Genomic DNA, 20283 nt, shown 5'->3' on the forward strand with positions numbered 1-20283 from the left:
ATGGGGAGAGGGCAGCGTTTCTGGTTCCCGCTGGCACTGCTCGGGCTGGCGCAGATCGGCATGGCGGCGGTGCAGCTGCTCGCCCGGCGGAGTCCGGCCGAGGGCCAGTTCGTCAACATCGTCTCGCTCCCGATGAGCCAGGAGAACCTGCACGCGACCGCCGACATCGGCCGCGGGCAGTTCCTGACGCCGGACCCCTTTTACGCGCCGGGCGCCGGCCTGCCGACCGGCCCGGTCTGGCTCGTCACGCTCGGCGTGGTGCTGCTCGGCACGGCGATCTGGTACGCGGTCGCCGCCCGGCCGGTCCGGACCGGGTGGTTCGTCCTCGGCACGGCCGGCGCGCTCGTCGCCGTCCCGCTGCTCGACCTGGTCGGGTCGTGGCAGTTCCGGCTCGGCGACGGGCTGCGCGGACCGCTGCTGGCCACCCTCGGCCTGCTGGTGCTCGCCGCGTACGAGCGCAGCAAGCTCGTCCTGCTCACCGCGGCGGGGTTCGCGGTCATCGCGGTGGTGCTCTCGGCGGACCTGGTGGGCGTGCTGCTGTCGGCGGTCGTCCTGCTCGCCGCGGCGTTCGCGGTCCTGCTGCGCCGGGCACCCGATACCCTGCGGTGATGGGGAAAGCACGCCGGTCCTGGTTCCCGTTGGCGGCGCTGGGGTTCGCCCTGCTGGTGATGGTGGCGGTCGAGCTGCTGCCGGCGGAAGGCAACTTCGGGTTCGTCGCCGGACGGGGGTACGAGCTGAGCCAGAGCCTGTCCGGCCTCGGCACCGGCGAGGTGTCCGGCACGGGGCTGCCCGACAACCAGCTCTCGGGCGTCGCCATCGCCACCGCGGTCGACGTGGTCCCGTCGGCGAGGCTCGGCTGGCTCGCCGGCCTCGCCTGCGTGGTGCTCGCCGTGGCCGGCTGGTACTGGCTGTCCCTGCGCCGGGCCGGGACGCCGCCGCGGCCGGTCCGCTTCGTGCTCGGCACCCTGGGCGCGCTGGCGGCCGTCCCGCTGCTCGACCTGGTCGGCGCGCTGGAGCTGCGGCTGCCCGGGGACGTGCGCGGCCCGCTGCTGGCCGCGCTCGGTCTCCTGGTGCTCGCCGCCTACGAACGCAGCTGGTTCCTCGTGGCCGTCGACGCCGTGTTCCTCCTGGTCGCGGTGGTTTTCCCGGCCCCGGCGGCCGGTGCGCTCGTGGCCGCGGGCCTGCTGTTCGCCGCCGCGTTCGCGGTGCTCCTGCGCGGGCCGGTCACCGCCGCCGACGCGGCTTGACCAGCACCGTGGAGAATGGAGTGGTGAGCACCGAGCCCAGCCACTCCGAACCCGACACCGAACCCGACGCCGCCGAGGTCGCGCCCGAGACCGTGCAGGAGACGCCGGAAGAGCCCGCGAAGCCGCTGCCGAAGCGCCGCGTGGGCTGGGTGTTCGCCGTCGCCGTCGTGTTCTGGGCGATCGACCTGGTGACGAAGAACCTGGTCGTGGCCAACCTGGAGGGCAAGGAGCCGGTCAAGATCCTCGGCGGGCTCGTCTACCTGCAGGTGATCCGCAACCCCGGTGCCGCGTTCTCGATGGCCACCGGCATGACGTGGGTGCTCGCGCTGGTCGCGCTGGCCGTCGTCATCGCGATCGTCTGGCTGTCGCGGCGGTTGCGCTCGATCGGCTGGGCCATCGGCCTCGGCCTGGTGCTCGCCGGCGCCACCGGCAACCTCACCGACCGCATCTTCCGCGCGCCCGGCGGGCTGCAGGGCCACGTCGTCGACTTCATCTCGGCGTTCGCCCCGAACGGCAAGGGCTTCGCGATCTTCAACATCGCCGACTCGGCCATCTGCGTCGGCGGCGCGCTGATCGTGCTGCTTTCCCTGCTGGGCAAGGACTACGACGGCACGTCGACCAAGGACAAGAAGAAGGTCGAGAAGACGCGGGAGGAGCAGGCGTGAGCTCGCGGATGCTCCCGGTGCCCGACGGGCTCGACGGGATGCGGGTCGACGCCGGCCTCGCCAAGCTGCTCGGCCTGTCCCGCACAGTCGTCGCGGAGCTGGCCGAATCCGGCGACGTGCTGCTCGACGGCCGTCCCGCCGGCAAGTCCGACCGGCTTTCCGGGGGCGGCCTGCTGGAGATCACGCTGCCGGAGCCGGCGAACCCGGTCGAGGTCGTCGCCGAGCCGGTCGAAGGCATGCGGATCCTCCACGACGACGACGACATCGTGGTGATTTCGAAGCCCGTCGGCGTCGCCGTGCACCCGAGCCCGGGCTGGACCGGCCCGACGGTCGTCGGCGGTCTCGCCGCGGCCGGTCTGCGCATCGCGACGTCGGGCGCGGCCGAGCGCCAGGGCGTCGTGCACCGGCTCGACGCCGGCACCACCGGCGTGATGGTCGTGGCCAAGAGCGAGCACGCGTACACCGTGCTGAAGCGCGCGTTCAAGGAACGCACGGTCGACAAGGGTTACCACGCGATCGTCCAGGGCCACCCCGACCCGACGCGCGGCACGATCGACGCCCCGATCGACCGCCACCCGCGTCACGACTACAAGTTCGCGGTCGTCCAGGGCGGCCGCCCGAGCGTCACGCACTACGAGGTCGTCGAGGCGTTCCGGGCGGCGTCGCTGGCGCACATCAAGCTGGAAACCGGGCGCACGCACCAGATCCGCGTCCACTTTTCGGCGCTGCGCCACCCCTGCGTCGGCGACCTGACGTACGGCGCGGACCCGGTACTGGCCCGGCACCTCGGCCTGAGCCGCCAGTGGCTGCACGCGAAGACGCTCGCCTTCGCGCACCCGGCGGACGGCCGCTGGGTCGAGTTCGAGTCCGAGTACCCGGACGACTTGGCGAAGGCGCTGGAGATCCTGCGGGACGAGAGCTACTAGTCCTCGATCGACCAGGTCAGCGTGCGCTCGTCCGGCTCCGGCCGCGGGCTCCAGCGCACCGAGACCACCCGCGTCGCGTCCGGCAGCACATAGACCGTGTGCCCGCCCAGGGTTTCTCCTGGCTTGACGCCGATCTTGTGCGGCGGCCGCGACGTCAGCGACACCGGCGCCTTGCCGATCGCGGCGCCGTCGGCGGCGAGCAGCTCGAGGTAGTTGTCCGGCAGCGAGGCGAACGGGATCGACCCGCGGTTGGTGATCTCGGTGTGTACGACGACCGCGCGTTCGCCCGCCTCCAGGCGGTAGCCCGCCGCGCTGAAGAGGTAGTCCGCGGGGTCCTGGACCTCCAGCAGCTGCACCGTCAGCTGCTCGCCCTCCAGGCCCTGGGTCTCCATGACCTCACCGAGCTTGCCCTTCTTGCCACCGCCGGCCGGGCGGGCGGGCTCGTCGCCGCGGGCCCACGACGCCGTTTGAGGGAGGCCCCACGTGCTCACGACGGGGTCGACCGGAACCGGTGGTGGGGCGAACCGCTGTTGCTGTTGTGGCGGCGGACCGGGGTAGCGCCCGGACGGCGTGCCTTGGACGTTGTAGGGACCCGAAGGCGCGCCTTGGACGGCGTACGGACCCGAAGGCGCGCCCTGGACGTTGTAGGGGCCCGAGGGCACGCCCTGCACGGTGTACGGACCCGACGGCACGCCCTGCGGACCGGGACCGGGCGGCATCGGCGGCGCGGCCTGCTGGGGCACCGGGTGCGATGGCGGGGCGAACTGCTGCGGGGCTGGGCCCTGCTGCGGGACCGGCCCCTGTTGCGGGACTGGGCCCTGTTGCGGGGCCGGGCCTTGCTGTGGGGCCGGGCCTTGCTGCGGGGCCGCGACCTGCTGCGGGGGGCCTTGCTGCGGCGGCCGGTTCGCCCACGACGGCGGCGCGCCCGCGATGGCCGCGCGCAACCCCTGCGGATCGCTCTCGACGCCGACGAGCAGCGGCAACCCACTGCCGGACAACGCGACCAGCCGGTAGGCGACCTCGCGGGGATCCATGCCGACCTTGGCCGCCAGCTCGTGCACCGCGGTCTTGCCGGAATCGGCGAGCGCGGCGAGCAGGCGGATGTCCACGGGATCGGTCACGGCCACCCGCTGAACGCTACCGCCTCGCCGATCCGCCCGCGCCGACCCCGCCCGCCGCTGGTGTTGCCTGCGCCGGTCCGGCCCGGGGCGCGCATGCCCGCTCCGGCCTCGCCAGCGCTGGCCTTGCCGGCGCTGGCCCGCCCGGCAGGACGGCCCTTGCCCGCACCGACCTCACCCAGCGGGTCACGCCCGCTTCGGCCTCACCCGCGCCGGCCTCGCCTGCGCCGGTCTGGCCCGGCGGCTCATGCCCGCGCCGGCCTCGCCCACCCGGCGGCGCCCGCGCCGGCCTTGCCGGCGCTGGCCCGTCCGGGCGGCTCATACCCCCGCCGGCCTTGCCCGTGCTGGCCTCGCCCAGCGGGTCACGCCCGCACCGGCTTCACCCCGCGCTGGTCTTGCCTGCGCCGGCCGGCCCGGCGGTCATGTCCGCGCCGGCCCAGCTCAGCGGGTCACACCTGCTCTGGCCTCACCGCACCGACCTCACCCGCGCCGGACCGGCCGCGTCGGCCTGGCCCGGCGCGGCCGACACCCGCTCCGGCCTCACCTGCGCCGGCCTCGCCCGCGCCGGGCCCCGGCCGCGCCGGCCTCGCCTGCGCCGGCTCAGGGCGCGCATGCCCGCGCCGGCCCTACCCGTGCTGGCCTTGCCCGCACCGACCTCACCCGCGCCGGCCGTGCCTGCGCCGGGCCGGCCTGGCGGCTCATGCCGCGCCGGCCCGTCCGCGTCGGCCTGGCCCGGCGGCCGAGACCCGCTCCGGCCTCACCTGCTCCAGCCTCACCCCCGCCGAGCCCCGCCCGCGCCGACCTCGCCCAGCGCCTCAACTCCCGCGCCGCCCCCACCCACCCCGGCCCCGCCCCGCGGCTCACCGTTCTTGTCGGTGATCTCCGTTAGGGTCGGTCGGGAGCACAACGAAGAAGCTGGGGGTCCTGCCCATGACCGCGGTCACCGAACTCGCCGAGGAGTTCGTCGAAGCGCTGTTCGCCGCCGATCCGCTGACGCCTGCCATCCTGGGCGTGCGGCCGGCCGAGCCCGGGCTGCCGGACTTGTCCGCCGAAGCCGAGCAGGCGCACCGCGCCACGCTCGCGGGTTTTGCCGAGCGGGCTCGCGCCCTGGACGCCGGGGAGCTGTCGGCCGAAGACCGCGTCACCCGTGATGTCCTCATCGCCACGGCGGAAGACCGCGTGGCGGCCATCGACAGCCGGATGGCCGAGTTCACCGTCACCGACATCATGGTCGCGCCCGCGGCGTCGCTGCTGATGGTGCTGCCGATGACGACCGTGACCGGCGGCGAAGCCGCGGAAGCGCAGCTCGGGCGGCTGGCCGCCGTCCCCGAATATCTGCGCCAGGCCGCGCGGCGGCACGCCGAGGGCATCGCCGCCGGGCGCACCCCGGTGGCGCACCTGGTCGAGGCCGCGATCGCGCACCTCGACCGCTACCTCGCCGCGCCGGACGCGGACCCGCTGCGCCGCCAGCCCGCGCCGGACGAGGAGTTCGGGCGACGGCGCGACGAGCTGCTCGCCGACGTCGTCCGCCCGGCCTTCGCCGAGTACCGCGCGTTCCTCGACACCGAGGTGCGGCCGCACGGCCGCCCCGCCGACCGGCCCGGCCTGAAGTGGCTGCCCGGCGGCGATGAGGCGTACGCGCGCCTGGCGAAGGTGCACACGACCACCGACCGCACCCCCGAAGAGCTGCACCGCATCGGCCTCGACGTCATCGACTCGCTGGCCGCCGAGTACCGCGAGCTGGGGCAGAAGGTGTTCGGCACCGACGACCTCGCCGAGATCTTCGAGCGGCTGCGCACCGACCCGGCCCTGCGCTGGAATGACGCCGAGGAGCTGCTGGAGACCGCGCGCACGGCCGTCGCCCGGGCGACGGCGGAAGCCCCGAAGTGGTTCGGGCACGTGCCGTCACAGCCCTGCTTGGTCGAGGCGGTGCCGGAGGAAGCCGCGCCCGGCGCGCCCCCGGCGTACTACCTGCGCCCCGCCGCCGACGGCTCGCGCCCGGGCATCTACTTCGCCAACACCTACGAGGCCACCGAGCGGTTCCGGCACTCCGCCGAGTCGGTCGCGTTCCACGAAGCCGTGCCGGGGCACCACTTCCAGCTGAGCGTCGCGACCGGCCTGACCGAGCTGCCGCTGCTGCGCCGCATCGGCAGCTTCACCGCCTACACCGAGGGCTGGGGCCTCTACAGCGAGCGCCTCGCCGAGGAGATGGGCCTGTACTCCGGCGACGTCGCCCGGCTCGGCATGCTGACCGCCGACTCGATGCGGGCGGGCCGGCTGGTCGTCGACACCGGCCTGCACGCCCTGGGCTGGAGCCGGCAGCAGGCCGTCGACTACCTCGCCGAGCACACGCCGATGGCCCAGGTCGAGATCGAGGCCGAGACCGACCGGTACATCGCGTGGCCCGGCCAGGCGCTGGCGTACATGGTCGGGCGACTGGAGATCCAGCGGATCCGCGCCCGCGCCGAGGAGCGGCTCGGGTCCCGGTTCGACGTCCGCGCGTTCCACGACCTCGTGCTCGCCGGCGGCGCGCTGCCGCTCTCGGCGCTCGCGTCCGTGGTCGACGAGTGGGTGGCCGGCCACGGCGACACGGCCAACGGCCTGGCCGCCGAGCTGGTCGAGCTGTCCTTCGAGCACGAGCCGCTGTACCCGTCGGTCTTCGGGCTGCCCGGCGGCCACGACCGGCTCGCCGACCAGACCCGGGCGGCGCAGGAGAAGTTCCGCACCGCCTACCGCGAGCTCGCCGCCCGCGCCCGCGCGCTGCCCGCCGACGAACTGAGCGCCGAAGAGGCCGTGACGCGCGAAGTCGTGGTCGCCTCCGCCGAGGTGGAGGCCGACCGGCTCGGCGCCCGCAGCGCCGACATCGCGGTCAGCGACGGGCTGACCGCGCCCGCGCTTGGGCTGCTGCTGTACCTGCCGTACTACAAGCTGGACGACGAGAAGAAGGCGCGCGGCTACCTGGCCCGGCTCGCGGCGAGCGCGATGTTCCTCGAGCAGCTGACCGAGCGGCAGCGGGAAAGCCTGGCCGACGGGCTCGTGCCGCCGGCCTACCTCGCCCGCGTCGGCGTCGAGTACATCGACCGCTACCTCGCGGCGCCGGAGTCCGACCCGCTGAAGGTGGGCACGACCGCGGCCGTCGAGGGCTTCGAGGCCGAGCGCGACCGGCTGCTCGCCGAGGTCGTCCACCCGGCGTACGCCCGCTACCGGGACTTCCTGCGCACCGAGGTCGAGCCGGTCGGCCGGCCCGACACCGCGCCCGGCATCGGGCACGTGCCGGGCGGCGCGGAGCGCTACGCCGCGCTGATCCGCGCGGAGACGACGACCGAGCGCACGGCCCAGGACCTGCACGACACCGGGCTGGCGCTGATCGAAAAGCTCGCGGACGAATACCGCCAGCTGGGGCAGAAGGTGTTCGGCACCACCGATCTCGCCGAGATCTTCGAGCGCCTGCGCACCGATCCGGCGTTGCGCTGGCGGGACGGCGAGGAGCTGCTCTCCGCGGCCCGTGACGCCATCGCCCGCGCGGAAGCGGTGGCACCGCAGTGGTTCTCGAGCATCCCGGCGGAGAAGTGCGAAGTCGCGCCGGTGCCCGAGGCCGACGCGGCGAGCGGCACGATCGCGTACTACCTCCAGCCGTCCCTCGACGGGACGCGGCCGGGGACGTACTACGCCAACACGTACGAGGCCCACAAGCGCCCGCGCTTCACCAGCGAGGCGATCGCGTTCCACGAAGCCGTGCCGGGGCACCACTTCCAGCTCAGCCTGGCCCAGGAGCTGACCGACCTGCCGCTGCTGCGGCGGATCGGCATGTTCAACGCCTACGCCGAGGGCTGGGGTCTGTACGCGGAGCGGCTGGCCGACGAGATGGGGCTGTACTCCGACGACGTGGCGCGGCTGGGCATGCTGACGCAGGACTCGATGCGGGCCGGCCGGCTCGTCGTCGACACCGGGATGCACGCGCTGGGCTGGAGCCGGCAGCAGGCGATCGACTACCTCGTCGACCACACGCCGATGGCGCGGATGGAGATCGAGGCGGAGATCGACCGGTACGCCGGCTGGCCGGCCCAGGCCCTCGGGTACATGGTGGGGCGGCTGGAGATCCAGCGGCTGCGGGCCGAGGCCGAGGCGGCGCTCGGCGACCGGTTCGACATCCGCGCCTTCCACGAAGTCGTGCTGGGCCACGGCATGCTGCCGCTGTCGGCACTGGCCAAGGTCGTCACGGACTGGGTCGCGGCGCGGGGCGACACCGCCGACCGGCTGGCCGACGAGTGCCTGGAGCTGATGTTCGAGGCGCAGCCGCTGCTGCCGTCGCTCTACGGGCTGTCGGGCACCCACGACAAGCTGGCCGACCAGTCCGCCGAGGCGGCCGCCCGGCAGCGCGCCGGGTTCGCCGCGCTCATCGCGCGGGCCGAGGCGCTCGGCGAGTTGCCGCCCGCCGAGCGCGTCACGCGGGACGTCGTGATCTGGCAGGCCCGCACGCTGATCGACACGCTCGACTCGGGCCGCGCGGACATCGCGGTGAGCGACGGGCTGGCCGCACCGGCCCTGGAACTGCTGATGATGCTGCCGCAGACGGTGCTCGACGACGAGGCCAAGGCCCGCGGCTACCTGAGCCGGCTCGGCGCGGTCGGCACGTACCTGGACCAGCTGATCGAGCGGCAGCGGGCGGCACTCGCCCAGGGCCTGACACCGCCGGAGTTCCTGGCGCGCATCGGCGTCGGGTACGTCGAGCGGTACCTCGCGGCGCCGGAGTCCGACCCGCTGAAGGTGCCGGTCCACGGGCTGGAGGCCGAGCGCGACCGGTTGCTGGCCGAGGTCGTGCGGCCCGCGTACGCGCGCTACCGCGACTTCCTGGCCGACGAGGTCGTGCCGGTCGCGCGGCCGGAGACGTCGCCGGGCGTCGGCGACCTGCCGGGCGGCGCGGAGCGCTACGCGGCGCTGATCCGCGCGGAGACGACGACCGAGCGCACGGCCCAGGACCTCCACGACACCGGGCTGGCGATCATCGAACAGCTGGCGGGGGAGTACCGCGAGCTGGGGCGGAAGGTGTTCGGCAGCACCGATCTGGCGGAGATCTTCGACCGGATCCGCACGGACCCGGCGTTGCGCTGGCGCGACGGCGACGAGCTGCTGGACGCCGCCCGGGCGACGATCGCCCGTGCGGAAACCGTGGCGCCGCAGTGGTTCCTGCGCGTGCCGGAGCAGAAGTGCGAGGTCGCGCCGGTGCCGGCCGCCGAGGCGGAGAGCGGCTCGATCGCGTACTACATCGACGCGTCGCTGGACGGTTCACGCCCGGGCACGTACTACGCGAACACGCACGAAGCCGACCAGCGGCAGCGGACGCTGGGGGAGGCGGTGGCGTTCCACGAAGCCGTGCCGGGGCACCACTTCCAGCTGACGCTCGCGCAGCAGCTGACGGGAGTCCCGCTACTGCGCCGGATCGGCATGTTCAACGCCTACGCCGAGGGCTGGGGCCTGTACGCGGAGCGGCTGGCCGACGAGATGGGGCTGTACTCCGACGACGTGGCCCGGATCGGCCTGCTGACGCAGGATTCGATGCGCGCGGCGCGCCTGGTGGTCGACACCGGCCTGCACGCGCTGGGCTGGAGCCGCCAGCGGGCGGTGGACTTCCTGGTCGAGAACACCCCGATGGCCCGGATCGAGATCGAAGCGGAGATCGACCGGTACGCGGGCCACCCCGGCCAGGCACTGGGCTACATGGTGGGCCGCCTGGAGATCGAGCGGCTGCGCGCGGAGGCGGAGCGGGCACTGGGCGACCGGTTCGACATCCGCGAGTTCCACGACACGGTGCTGGGCAGCGGAACGATCCCGCTCCCGGTGCTGGCGGACGTGGTGGCGGAGTGGGTGTCGGCGCGCGCGAAGTGAAGGCGGCCGGGCCCGGCGGCAGTGACTCGCCGCCGGGCCCGATCCCCGAAGACGAGGAGCACACGTGACCTGGCTCGACCTCGCCGGCGACACCCCGTTCGGCCTGGACAACCTGCCCTACGGCGTCTTCTCCGTCGGCGGCGCGCTCGAACGGCGCATCGGCGTGCCCGTCGGCGAGCACGTCCTCGACCTCACCGCCGCCGCCGAAGAGACCGCCGCCCCCTTCGCACCCCTGCTCACGGCGGGGGTTCTCAACCCCCTGCTCGCCGCCGGGCCCGACACCTGGCGGGAAGTGCGCGAAACCCTCCGGGACTGGCTCACCGAACCCCGGTACGCCGACCAGCTCCGCCCGCACCTGCACCCACTGGCCGAGGTCGCGACGCACCTCGCCTTCGAGGTCGCGGACTACGTCGACTTCTACTCCAGCGAGCAGCACGCCCTCAACGCCGGGCGGATCTTCCAGCCCGACCTCGCCGAGCTGCCGCCCAACTGGAAGCACCTGCCCATCGCCTACCACGGCCGGGCGGGCACCGTCTTCGCGTCCGGTACGCCGGTCGTCCGCCCGCACGGGCAGCGCAAGCCGCGCAACGCCGATGCTCCGTCCTTCGGGCCGTCGCGGCTCCTCGACATCGAAGCGGAAGTCGGGTTCGTGGTCGGCACACCGTCGGCGCCGGGCACGCGGGTGTCCACTTCGGACTTCGCCGGGCACGTCTTCGGCGTCTGCCTGGTCAACGACTGGTCGGCCCGTGACATCCAGGGCTGGGAGATGCAGCCGCTGGGCCCGTTCCTCGGCAAGTCGTTCGCGACGTCGGTGTCGCCGTGGATCGTGCCCCTCGCCGCGCTCGAACACGCGCGGGTCGACGGCCCGCCGCAGGACCCGGAGCCGCTCGAATACCTGCGCACCACCGAAAAGCAGGGCCTCGACCTGACGATCGAGATCCGGCTCAACGGCCACCTCGTGTCCAGCCCGCCGTTCGCGACGCAGTACTGGACCCCGCCCCAGCAACTGGCGCACCTGACGGTCAACGGCGCGAGCCTGCGCACCGGCGACCTGTTCGCCTCGGGCACCGTCACCGGCCCGGGCCGCGGCCAGCGCGGCTCCTTCCTGGAACTGTCCTGGGGCGGCCGGGAACCGCTCGACCTCCCCGACGGTCAGACCCGCACGTTCCTGGAGGACGGCGACGAGGTCACGATCACCGCGACGGCCCCCGGGCCGGGCGGCGCGCGGATCGGGTTCGGGGAGGTGCGCGGCACGGTCGTCCCCGGCTGAGGCGTGACGATCCCCCCCCCCCCCGCCGCCGGGTCCGGACTGCGGAGGACACGTGCGGATGAGAGGGTCGGCCGGTGGGGAAAGCCGTCGTGAGGAAACCGCTGCGGCGGGCCGGGGCCACGCTCGCCCGCTACCGCGAACGCGACGGCGACCACTACGCCGCCGCCGTCACCTTCTTCAGCCTGCTCGCTCTGGTGCCGCTGGTCATGGTCGCCGTCTCGGTGGCCGGGTTCGTGCTGGCCGGCGACCGGCTGCTGGCCACCGAGCTCGATCGGGTCATCGACGGCGCGCTGCCGCCCGAGATCGCCGGGCGCGTCAACGACGTCGTGCACACCGTCGTGGGGGAGCGCGGGCGGATCGGGCTGCTCGCGCTGACCGTCGCCGCGTACTCGGGCTGGAGCTGGATCAGCAACGTCCGCGACGCCGTCACCGCGATGCTCGGCCAGGAGCGCACCGCCCGGCCGCTGCTGCGCGGGATCGCCGCGGACGTCCTGGCGCTGGTCGGGGTCGGGCTCGCGATGACCGTGTCGTTCGGGCTGGCGGCGCTCACCGGCGCGGCCGGGACGTGGCTGCTCGGCCTGACCGGGCTGACCGGCGGCTTCGCGCACTTCGTCCTCGTCGCGGGTTCGCTGCTGCTCGGCCTCGCGGCGAACTGGCTGGTCATCGCGTGGTGCCTGGCCCGCCTTCCGCGCCGTCCGCTGCCGTTGCGCTCGACACTGCGCCCGGCCGGGGCCGCCGCGGTCGGGCTCGCCGCGCTCCAGCAGGCGGGCGGGCTGTACCTGCACCTGCTCGGCCGGTCGCCCGCGGTCGCGGCGTTCGGCACGCTCGTCGGCGTGCTGCTGTTCGTGTACCTGGTGGTCCGCTGGCTGCTGATGGTGACGGTGTGGCTGACGGTCCGGGACGAGCCGCCGGCGGGCACGCTCGCCGCCGACGTCCGCTACGCCGGGACGACGCTCGGCGCCGGAGCGTCGGCGGAGCTGGTGGTCCGGACGCTGACCGGCCGCTGAGTGGCGGCGCGCACATCGCCCCCGCGCGAGACGCCCGGCCCCAGTAGGCTCTCCGGCTAAGCGCTTGCTTTGACGAGAAAACGGGGGACTGATCCCCGATTTGGTGTTCGCATGCGCAGGATCATAACCACGTCGTCCCACGTGATCGTCACCTAAGGTAGTGAACCTCAGAGCCACGGCTTGGGTGTTGGTCGAGGCGCCCCGGCCGCTTGCCGCCTCCCTCACCCGACGACCGTTGCCAGCATCGCCAGGTCGTTCGCGTGAGAAGGCGGCCAGGTTGCGATTCTGAATAGGCTGGCCGACGTGGCGGCAGCGGCCACGCTGGCCAACCCTGCTATCGGCTGTGAGTTCCGGCGCTTGGTTCGTGGCCCCGGCTACTGTTTGTTTGGCAACATGTACAGTTTTGCGACGGATCGAAGGTCGGACCCACCTCGATCCCGCTGATTTGTCTTCGCCACTGACTCGCGCTGGCCGGGCGATGCCCTCCGTCGAAGCTTGGTCGATCGTGACCCTGGTGCGTGATTCGGTGTCGCCGATGATGGGCAAGTGAGGACGCTGGTCTATCGTGATTGGTGGAAGGGCGAAGACGCTGTGGCTGCTACCAACGGCCTCAAGCGTCTCCGCCCAACGTGGAGATCAGCTGAGCTGGTACAGGACCGTCAACAAGACCAGTACCAGTGCAGCCGCGGTGCCGGTTACCGCTCTTGCGGTGACCGGGCCGCTCACTCGCACCGTGATGATGAAGCGAGCATCCTTCTTCTTGCTCCCCACGCTCTCACCTCCCTCTTCGTGGGCAGCTGCGCCACGCGAGGTCGATTGGCGAGGGCGTAAGCCTAACGTCCCGAATGTGCTCCGGCATACGCGACACCCGTCAAGTGTCCACAATGGCCGTTGCACAACTCTGCCTAAGGCGCAAAATCGCTGGTAGGAGAATTGGATAGCTCTGGTATCGACCGTTAGCTAACACAACGGCGGCCAATCCAGTGGGACCATGTCAACCAAACTGGACAGTGGCCAGGCAGTCCTCTTCGGCAGCGTCCTTGGACCGGCTGAGCCCGTAGCCGCCTTCGTGCCACTCCCGAGGCGGTGCGTGCTGTGCACGCTGTTCGACCTGCCCGAGACGCCGGTCGAACTCGGTCCCGAAGCAGTCGTCGTGACCGCACAGGCGGATCTGAATCAGCGTCTCGTCGAGCTGCGGGCCGCGTCCGCGGCGGCCGGACTCGACTCGAACAGGCTGCCGGGGCAGCACCTCAACGTGACCGAGATGATCAAGACGGTGAGCTAGCTAGTACATGCCGACCAGTGCGGTGACGCTGGCATTTGGCACGGAGCGGCCCGGTTGTGGCGGCTGCAGAGCAGCCACTGTCGGTAAGAACTGCCTCGTACGGCGAGGCTGTGCGCCCGACATCGCCCGCCGACTCGTGGGCTGACGCCAGGTTGTTCCGCAAGGTGAGCGTGTCAAGACCGTCGATTCTTGGCACCCGCTCCTGATCGACGAAGGTGGCGGTGCATCGCGGGATCGCCCGCCCCGCATCACCCGCCGGCTTGCGAACCAAACGTGGCAGGCTGAACGACGATCGCCCCTCGCCGCCGGGGTTCGTACGGCGGCGAGGGGCGACCAAGGTGGAGGTCAGGCGGTCTTCGAGGGTCCAGCCCAGCGCGTCGATGATGGACTGTTCGGAGATGCGACCCGAGCGGTCAACGCGACTGATCGCGTAGGTCCAATTCGGCTCCTTCGGAGACGGGAAGACGTCCGGCAAGGCGGGCGGGGTGGTCGAGGTCACCTTGGCTGGCTGGCCTGGGCGTGAAATCCGGACGGCCGAGTGGATCAAGGCGGGCACTGGCTGTTCAGGCACGTGACCACCGCCACTCGGTCAGGTGTCCATCACGTGCTGAGATCAGGGGGCGCAGGGAGCAGCGAGCCGTGCGTGAGGTATCACGTAAAGAGCGACTTAGCGCTTGCTCAGCAACGGAGGTGGTCATGCGGATCGGGACCGCGATCAACTACGCCGGAGGCTTCGCCGACAGCGTGGCGGACATCGTCGAGCTGGAGAAGGTGGGGCTCGACGTCGCGTTCGTTCCCGAGGCCTACTCCTTCGACGCCGTCAGCCAGCTCGGCTACCTCGCGGCGAAGACCGAGCGCGTCCAGCTCGCGTCGGGCATCTTCCAGATCTACACACGCACGCCGACGCTGACCGCGATGACCGCCGCCGGGCTCGACTTCGTCTCCGACGGGCGGTTCATCCTCGGGCTCGGCGCCTCCGGCCCGCAGGTCATCGAGGGGTTCCACGGCGTGAAGTACGACGCGCCGCTGGCCCGCACCCGCGAGATCGTCGAGATCTGCCGTCAGGTGTGGCGCCGCGAACGCGTCGTGCACGACGGCAAGCACTACACGATCCCGCTGCCGCCGGAGCAGGGCACCGGCCTCGGCAAGCCGCTCAAGCTGATCAACCACCCGGTGCGCGAGCGCATCCCGGTGCTGCTGGCCTCGCTCGGCCCGAAGAACGTCGCGCTCACCGCGGAGATCGCCGAGGGCTGGCAGCCGATCTTCTTCCACCCGGAGAAGGCGGCCGACGTCTGGGGCGAGTCCCTCGCGGCGGGCAAGGCGAAGCGCGACCCGGCGCTGGGCGAGCTGGACACGTTCGTCAGCGCGGCGCTCGCGATCGGCGACGACGTCGAGCCGCTGCTCGACCACCTGCGCCCGATCGTGGCGCTGTACGTCGGCGGCATGGGCGCGCGGGGCAAGAACTTCTACAACGACCTCGCCCGCCGCTACGGCTACGAGGCCGAGGCCAAGCTGATCCAGGACCTGTACCTCGACGGCAAGAAGGAGGAGGCCGCGGCGGCGGTGCCGGTCGAGCTGCTGCGCTCGATCTCGCTGGTCGGCCCGGCCGGTTACGTGAAGGAACGGCTGGCGGCGTTCAAGGAAGCCGGCGCGACGACGCTCGTGGTCAACCCGATGCTGCCGGGCCGCGAGGCGCGGGTGTCGGCGGTGGCCCAGCTGCGCGAGCTGCTCGCCTGACCGGCACCGAGCGCTAGACCGGCGTCGCGTACACCGCCACCCGCGGCGAATCCATCCCGGAGAAGTCGTGGCGTCCGTCGCTGGTGATGAGCCGCAGCTCCGGGCCCGTCCCCTCCGGGGCGACCAGCGTGCTGTCCGGCTCGTCCGGCGCGAACGTCTCCGTCCGGCGGACCGTGAACCGGGCTTCCCGGCCGTCGTCGTCGCGGACCAGGACCGCCGCGCCCGGCTGCAGCGTGCCCAAGCGGGCGAACGCGCCGCGCGAAAACCCGAATCCCGCGTGCCCGGACAGCACTGCGACCCCCGGCGCGCCCGGGGCCGGCCCGTCGGCGAACCAGCCGACGCCCGGCGCCGTGCCCGGCTGCTCGCGGCGGCCGGCGACGTGGCCGAGGTCGACGAGGTGGCTCACGGCGAGGCCCAGGTCGGGGATCACCAGCACGGCGGGCAGGACGCCCGTCTCGGGGCGGTCCCCGGGCGCCGCGCCGGCGGTCATCGAAGCGCCCGGCGCGAGCACCGTCGTGACGCCGAGCAGGACACAACCGAGCCCGGCCACCACCGCGAGCACGGCGGCGGCCGGGCCGACGAGCTTCCCCTGCCGCACGCCCTTAGATCGGAGCCGCGAAAGCGGGCGTTACCGAATCGTGTCCAGCCGTGCTCCGGTTCACTCGATCGGGCCACCGCACTGTGACCTTCGCGTCAACAAAGCACGTCCGGAGGAGGTGAATCCGACAATTCCCGGCGAACTACCGCGAACTCCGGCAGAATCGCTGGTTTCGAGCAGTCGAACTGGGGATATCCACCGAGGTGGAAGTGAGGTGCGCCGAGTCGTGCGGAAAATCGAAGAGCCCGCGGTGGGCGTACTGGACGTCGGATCGTTCAGCGCCCGCCTCGTCGTGGTCCCGGTGGACGGCTCGCCGCGCGAGCCGGTGCTGAACCACCAGACGCGGCTGCGCCTCGACCGCGCGCTCGACGACCGCGGCCGGCTCACCGACCGCGGGATCGCCGACGTCACGGCCGCTGTCGCCGCGGGCATGACGGCCGCCTACCGCCACGGCGTCACCGACGTCTACCCGTTCGCGACGTCCTCGATCCGCGACGCCGCCAACGCGGCCGACGTCGTCCGGCACGTCGCCGGCGAAACCGGCGTCGAGCTGCGGTTCCTCTCCGGCCGCTGCGAAGCCGAGCTGACCTACCTGGCCACCCGCCGCTGGTACGGCGCGGAGGTCGGACCGCTGCTGGTGCTCGACATCGGCGGCGGCACCGTCGAGCTCGCCGCCGGCCGCGGCGACCAGGCCACCTTCGCGCGGTCGCTGCCGCTCGGCGCGCGGTCGATGACCCGCGACTGGCTGCCGTCCGAGCGGGTGTCGGCCAAGCAGGTCAAGGCGCTGCGCGCGCACGCCCTCGACGTCGTGACCACCGCGCTCGGCGCCGCGGACGTCGACGACCCGACGGTCGTCGGCTGCTCGAAGGTGCTGCAGCAGCTCGCGCGGCTGTCCGGGGCGCGGCCGACCAAGTGCAAGGAACTGCGGCTCGAAGACCTGCGGGCCTGGATCCCGCGGCTCGCCGCGCTGCCGCCGTCCAAGCGCGCGAAGCTGCCCGGCATCTCCCGCAGCCGCGCGCACCAGGCGCTCGCCGGCGCGATCGTGGCGGAGGCACTGCTGACGGTCGCCGGCGGCAAGGTCGCGATCTGCCCCTGGTCGACCCGCGACGGCCTGCTGCTCACCCTGCAGGACCGGGCGCGGGGAAAAGCCGGCAACGGCGTCGCGGCCTGACCTCTGGCCGTCGCCGGGAAAACCGGGTATCCCGGAAAGCATGAGCGAGCAGCAGCGCATCCACGCCCTGGACGACGAAGACGACGAACTCCCGAAGCTGCCGACCCCCGGCAAGCTGACGCACGACGTGCCGACCGCGCCGGACCCGGACGTCAACCCGGGCGGGACCGAAGAGATCCCGGCCCCACCCGGCCGGGAGGCCGCGAACGACCTCCCGGGGTGACGGCTCAGCCGTAGTAGACCTCGCTGATCGGGTTCGCCGGCTCCGCGTACTGGCGCACCTTCTCCGAGTCGCGCCGCATCGGGGCGCGGCCCGGCGGCTGCACCGGCGGCTCGCCCGCGTCGATCTTCGGGATCGCGAACCGCTGCGGCTCCGCGGTGAGCGTGATGCGCTCGCCGTGGTGCAGCACTTCGAGGGGGTCGCCGTCGAGCACGTGGTAGGTCGCCTGGTCGCGGTCGATCTCGACCTGGAACCGCGTGCCGCGGAACATCAGCCGGAAGGTGATCCGGTCCAGCTGCGCCGGCAGCCGCGGCGCGAACGCGAGCGTCCCGCCGTGGTCGCGCAGGCCGCCGAAGCCCGCCACCGCGCCTTGCCACGCCCCGGCCAGCGACGCCATGTGCAGGCCGTTGCGCACGTTGTTGTGCACGTCGTGCAGGTCGGTCAGCGCCGCTTCGGCGAGGTAGTCGTAGGCCAGGTCGAGGTGCCCGACCTCGGCCGCGACCACCGCCTGCGTCCCCGCCGAGAGCGAGGAGTCGCGCACGGTCCGCGCTTCGTAGTAGGCGAAGTCGCGGGCCTTCTCCTGCGGGCTGAACGAGTCGCCGCACAGGTGCAGCGCCAGCACCAGGTCCGCCTGCTTCACGACCTGCTTGCGGTAGAGGTCGAAGTACGGGAAGTGCAGCAGCAGCGGGTAGTGCGCGAGGTCGGTGTTCTCGTAGTCCCACTCGTCGTGGTCGAGGAACCCCTCCGACTGCGGGTGCACGCCGAGCTCTTCGTCGTAGGGCAGGTACATCGCCGCGGCGGCCGCGCGCCACGTGTCCAGCTCGACGGTGTCGACGCCGAAGTGCGCCGCCACGTCCGGGTGCCGCTCGCACGACTCCGCGGCGGCCAGCAGGTTCCGGCGCGCCATCAGGTTCGTGTAGACGTTGTTGTCCGCCACGGCCGAGTACTCGTCGGGCCCGGTGACGCCGTCGATGCGGAAGTCGCCGTGCCGGTCGTGGTGCCCCAGTGACGCCCACAGCCGCGCGGTCTCCAGCAGCAGCTCGGTGCCGTAGTCGCGTTCGAACTCCTCGTCGCCGGTCGCGTTGAGGTAGCGCAGGACGGCGTCGGCGATGTCCGCGCTGACGTGGAACGCCGCCGTGCCCGCCGGCCAGTACGCCGAGCACTCGGCGCCGTTGATCGACCGCCACGGGAACGCCGCGCCGCGCAACCCCAGCTGGTGCGCGCGTTCCCGCGCTTTGTCCATTGTGGAATGACGCCAGCGCAGGGCGTCGCGCGCCGCGTCCGGCATCGTGTAGGTCAGCACCGGCAGGACGAACGACTCGGTGTCCCAGAAGGCGTGCCCGTCGTAGCCCGGGCCGGTCAGGCCCTTGCCGGCGATCGCGCGGCTTTCGCCGCGGGCCCCGGCCTGCAGGAGGTGGAACAGCGCGAAGCGGACCGCTTGCTGCAGCTCGGGGTCGCCGTCGACCTCGATGTCCGAGGTGGCCCAGAAGTCGTCGAGGAACTGCTGCTGCTCGGTGATCAGGCCCTTCCAGCCGGTCTGGCGCGCGCCCGCGAGCGCGGCTTCGACCTGCGACCGCAGGGCGGGTACCGAGCGCTGCGCGGACCAGCCGTAGGCGAGGAACTTCGTGATCCGCAGCCGGCCGCCCTTCGGCACGTCGACCGCGACGGTGAGCCGCGCGAGGTCCTCCTCGGAGTGGATGCGGGCGCGGATCCCGTCGTCCACCTCGATCTTGTGGTCCATCGCCGCGGCCATCCGCAGCCCGGAGCGGCGGGTCTGGTGCACCAGCACGGCGTTGTAGTCCGACGCGCGGTGGAACTCGCCGACCAGCGGCGAGTTCAGCGCGGCGGCCACCCGCGGGTCGCTGGTGTCGGACTCGATCGGCTCGTTGGCCAGCAGGTCGGACTGGACGACCAGCTGCAGGTCCTCGTCGAGCGGCTCGACCTCGTACCGGATCGCGGCGATCGCGCGCTGGGTGAACGACACCAGCCGCTCGGTGCGCACGCGCACGCGCCGCCCGGTCGGCGACGACCACTCGGTGGTCCGGCTCAGCGTGCCCTTGCGGAAGTCGAGCACGCGGTCGTGCGCGGTGGCCGCGCCGTAGCGCATGTCCAGCGGCTCGTCTTCGACGAGCAGCCGGATGATCTTCCCGTCGGTCACGTTGACGACGGTCTGGCCCTCTTCGGGGTAGCCGTAGCCCGCCTCGGCGTAGGGGAGTTCGTGCTGCTCGTAGAAGCCGTTGAGGTAGGTGCCGGGCAGCCCGCGCGGCTCGGCTTCCTCGAGCGTGCCGCGCAGCCCGATGTGCCCGTTCGACACCGCGAACGCGGACTCGGTGCGCTGCAGCGCGTCGACGTCCATGCCGCGCCAGCGCAGCTCCCACGGCGAGCATTCGTAGCCGCGGGGTTCTTCTTCGGTCATCAATCCTCCAGCAGGTCGGCGAGGTCGTCGACGACGATGTCGGCCCCGTGCGCCTTCAGCTCGGCGGCCTGGTCGGCCCGGTTCACGCCCACGACGTACCCGAAGCCGCCGGCCTTGCCGGCCTGGACGCCGGACTGGGCGTCCTCGAACACGGCCGCGTGCGCGGGTTCGACGCCGAGCGCCGCGGCGCCGGCCAGGAACGAGTCCGGCGCGGGCTTGCCGTTGAGGTGGCGCTCGCGGATGACGAGCCCGTCGACGCGGGCTTCGACGTACTTGCTCAGGTCGGCGCCGTCGAGCACCTTCGCGCCGTTCGCGGACGACGTCACCACGGCGATCCGCAGGCCGGCCGCCTTGACCGCCTCGAGGTAGCGCACCGAGCCGGGGTAGGGGTTGACGCCCCGCTCGTCGATGATCTTCAGGACCAGCTCGTTCTTGCGGTTGCCGACGCCGTTGACGGTCGGGGCGTCCACCGGGTCGTCGGGCGTGCCTTCGGGCAGCTCGATCCCGCGCGAGCGCAGGAACTCCCGGACGCCGTCGGCGCGCGGGCGGCCGTCCACATAGGTCGCGTAGTCCCGCGGGGTGAACTCGCGGAAGTCCTCGCCGTCGCGGGCGCGCAGGAATTCGTCGAAAGTCCGTTTCCAGGCTTCGCTGTGGAGTACGGCCGTACCGGTGAGCACTCCGTCGAGATCGAACAGGCAGGCGGTGATGGTCTCGGGCAATCCCGTCATGCGAGCACG

The 20283-nt window shown here is 72.7% G+C and carries 16 protein-coding genes; 11 read left to right on the forward strand and 5 right to left on the reverse strand.

The window, feature by feature from the left end; all coding sequences use genetic code 11:
- Genes ACIQWX_RS28370 through ACIQWX_RS28385 form a run of 4 tightly spaced genes read left to right on the forward strand, consistent with a single transcriptional unit; the run spans position 1 to position 2838 of the window.
- Positions 1-609, forward strand: a complete 609-nt coding sequence (locus tag ACIQWX_RS28370; protein WP_400877208.1) for a hypothetical protein — start codon at positions 1-3, stop codon at positions 607-609.
- Positions 609-1247 carry a hypothetical protein gene (locus ACIQWX_RS28375; RefSeq protein WP_400877210.1) on the forward strand — a complete coding sequence of 213 codons (639 nt, stop codon included), beginning with the start codon at positions 609-611 and terminating at the stop codon, positions 1245-1247. Before ACIQWX_RS28370 ends, ACIQWX_RS28375 begins: the two co-directional genes overlap by 1 nt.
- Positions 1244-1912, forward strand: coding sequence for a signal peptidase II (gene lspA, locus ACIQWX_RS28380; protein WP_400877211.1), 669 nt, complete (start codon positions 1244-1246; stop codon positions 1910-1912). The genes ACIQWX_RS28375 and lspA overlap by 4 nt, the downstream gene beginning before the upstream one ends.
- Positions 1909-2838: an RluA family pseudouridine synthase gene (locus tag ACIQWX_RS28385; RefSeq protein WP_400877213.1), complete on the forward strand. Its 930-nt coding sequence runs from the start codon at positions 1909-1911 to the stop codon at positions 2836-2838. Before lspA ends, ACIQWX_RS28385 begins: the two co-directional genes overlap by 4 nt.
- Here the strand turns inward: ACIQWX_RS28385 and ACIQWX_RS28390 are convergent.
- A complete protein-coding gene (locus tag ACIQWX_RS28390) occupies positions 2835-3965 on the reverse strand; it encodes an AsnC family transcriptional regulator (protein ID WP_400877215.1) in 1131 nt (376 codons plus the stop codon). The genes ACIQWX_RS28385 and ACIQWX_RS28390 overlap by 4 nt on opposite strands.
- A gap of 921 nt (positions 3966-4886) precedes the next feature.
- Here ACIQWX_RS28390 and ACIQWX_RS28395 point away from each other — a divergent pair.
- From ACIQWX_RS28395 to ACIQWX_RS28405, 3 genes are all read left to right on the forward strand, one after another.
- On the forward strand, positions 4887-9842 hold the full coding sequence (locus ACIQWX_RS28395; RefSeq protein ID WP_400877217.1) for a DUF885 domain-containing protein: 4956 nt from the start codon (positions 4887-4889) through the stop codon (positions 9840-9842).
- Between the two features lie 64 nt (positions 9843-9906).
- The gene (gene fahA / locus ACIQWX_RS28400; protein ID WP_400877218.1) at positions 9907-11112 is read left to right on the forward strand and encodes a fumarylacetoacetase; all 1206 of its coding nucleotides are present in this window, start codon (positions 9907-9909) and stop codon (positions 11110-11112) included.
- Positions 11113-11201: 89 nt separating this feature from the next.
- Positions 11202-12119, forward strand: a complete 918-nt coding sequence (locus ACIQWX_RS28405; RefSeq protein WP_400877220.1) for a YhjD/YihY/BrkB family envelope integrity protein — start codon at positions 11202-11204, stop codon at positions 12117-12119.
- Between the two features lie 636 nt (positions 12120-12755).
- Here ACIQWX_RS28405 and ACIQWX_RS28410 read toward each other — a convergent pair.
- The gene (locus ACIQWX_RS28410; protein ID WP_400877222.1) at positions 12756-12890 is read right to left on the reverse strand and encodes a hypothetical protein; all 135 of its coding nucleotides are present in this window, start codon (positions 12888-12890) and stop codon (positions 12756-12758) included.
- Positions 12891-13209: 319 nt separating this feature from the next.
- On the opposite strand from ACIQWX_RS28410, the gene ACIQWX_RS28415 reads away from it, so the two are divergent.
- Both ACIQWX_RS28415 and ACIQWX_RS28420 read left to right on the forward strand, forming a co-directional pair.
- The gene (locus tag ACIQWX_RS28415) at positions 13210-13404 is read left to right on the forward strand and encodes a hypothetical protein (protein ID WP_400877224.1); all 195 of its coding nucleotides are present in this window, start codon (positions 13210-13212) and stop codon (positions 13402-13404) included.
- Between the two features lie 696 nt (positions 13405-14100).
- Positions 14101-15141, forward strand: a complete 1041-nt coding sequence (locus ACIQWX_RS28420; RefSeq protein WP_400877225.1) for an LLM class F420-dependent oxidoreductase — start codon at positions 14101-14103, stop codon at positions 15139-15141.
- Between the two features lie 13 nt (positions 15142-15154).
- On the opposite strand, the gene ACIQWX_RS28425 is transcribed toward ACIQWX_RS28420, so the two are convergent.
- Positions 15155-15739, reverse strand: a complete 585-nt coding sequence (locus tag ACIQWX_RS28425; protein ID WP_400877226.1) for a class F sortase — start codon at positions 15737-15739, stop codon at positions 15155-15157.
- 226 nt (positions 15740-15965) lie between these two features.
- Here ACIQWX_RS28425 and ACIQWX_RS28430 point away from each other — a divergent pair, with 226 nt between their 5' ends.
- Positions 15966-16910 (forward strand): Ppx/GppA phosphatase family protein, encoded by a 945-nt coding sequence (locus ACIQWX_RS28430; RefSeq protein ID WP_400877228.1) that lies wholly within the window; start codon positions 15966-15968, stop codon positions 16908-16910.
- A gap of 40 nt (positions 16911-16950) precedes the next feature.
- Positions 16951-17133, forward strand: a complete 183-nt coding sequence (locus tag ACIQWX_RS28435) for a hypothetical protein (protein WP_400877230.1) — start codon at positions 16951-16953, stop codon at positions 17131-17133.
- A 4-nt stretch (positions 17134-17137) separates the two neighbouring features.
- On the opposite strand, the gene ACIQWX_RS28440 is transcribed toward ACIQWX_RS28435, so the two are convergent.
- Both ACIQWX_RS28440 and ACIQWX_RS28445 read right to left on the reverse strand, forming a co-directional pair.
- On the reverse strand, positions 17138-19546 hold the full coding sequence (locus ACIQWX_RS28440) for a glycoside hydrolase family 65 protein (protein ID WP_400877232.1): 2409 nt from the start codon (positions 19544-19546) through the stop codon (positions 17138-17140).
- On the reverse strand, positions 19546-20274 hold the full coding sequence (locus ACIQWX_RS28445; RefSeq protein WP_400877234.1) for an HAD family hydrolase: 729 nt from the start codon (positions 20272-20274) through the stop codon (positions 19546-19548). Before ACIQWX_RS28445 ends, ACIQWX_RS28440 begins: the two co-directional genes overlap by 1 nt.
- Positions 20275-20283 lie beyond the last annotated feature (9 nt).

It is taken from the genome of Amycolatopsis sp. NPDC098790, from assembly GCF_044759945.1.
Taxonomy (GTDB): Bacteria; Actinomycetota; Actinomycetes; order Mycobacteriales; family Pseudonocardiaceae; genus Amycolatopsis.

Coding starts and splice junctions, on each gene's coding strand:
- ACIQWX_RS28445 (WP_400877234.1), bottom strand. CDS start 20,274: ATGACGGGATTGCCCGAGACCATCACCGCCTGCCTGTTCGATCTCGAC.
- ACIQWX_RS28370 (WP_400877208.1), top strand. CDS start 1: ATGGGGAGAGGGCAGCGTTTCTGGTTCCCGCTGGCACTGCTCGGGCTG.
- ACIQWX_RS28440 (WP_400877232.1), bottom strand. CDS start 19,546: ATGACCGAAGAAGAACCCCGCGGCTACGAATGCTCGCCGTGGGAGCTG.
- ACIQWX_RS28395 (WP_400877217.1), top strand. CDS start 4,887: ATGACCGCGGTCACCGAACTCGCCGAGGAGTTCGTCGAAGCGCTGTTC.
- ACIQWX_RS28435 (WP_400877230.1), top strand. CDS start 16,951: ATGAGCGAGCAGCAGCGCATCCACGCCCTGGACGACGAAGACGACGAA.
- ACIQWX_RS28420 (WP_400877225.1), top strand. CDS start 14,101: ATGCGGATCGGGACCGCGATCAACTACGCCGGAGGCTTCGCCGACAGC.
- ACIQWX_RS28375 (WP_400877210.1), top strand. CDS start 609: ATGGGGAAAGCACGCCGGTCCTGGTTCCCGTTGGCGGCGCTGGGGTTC.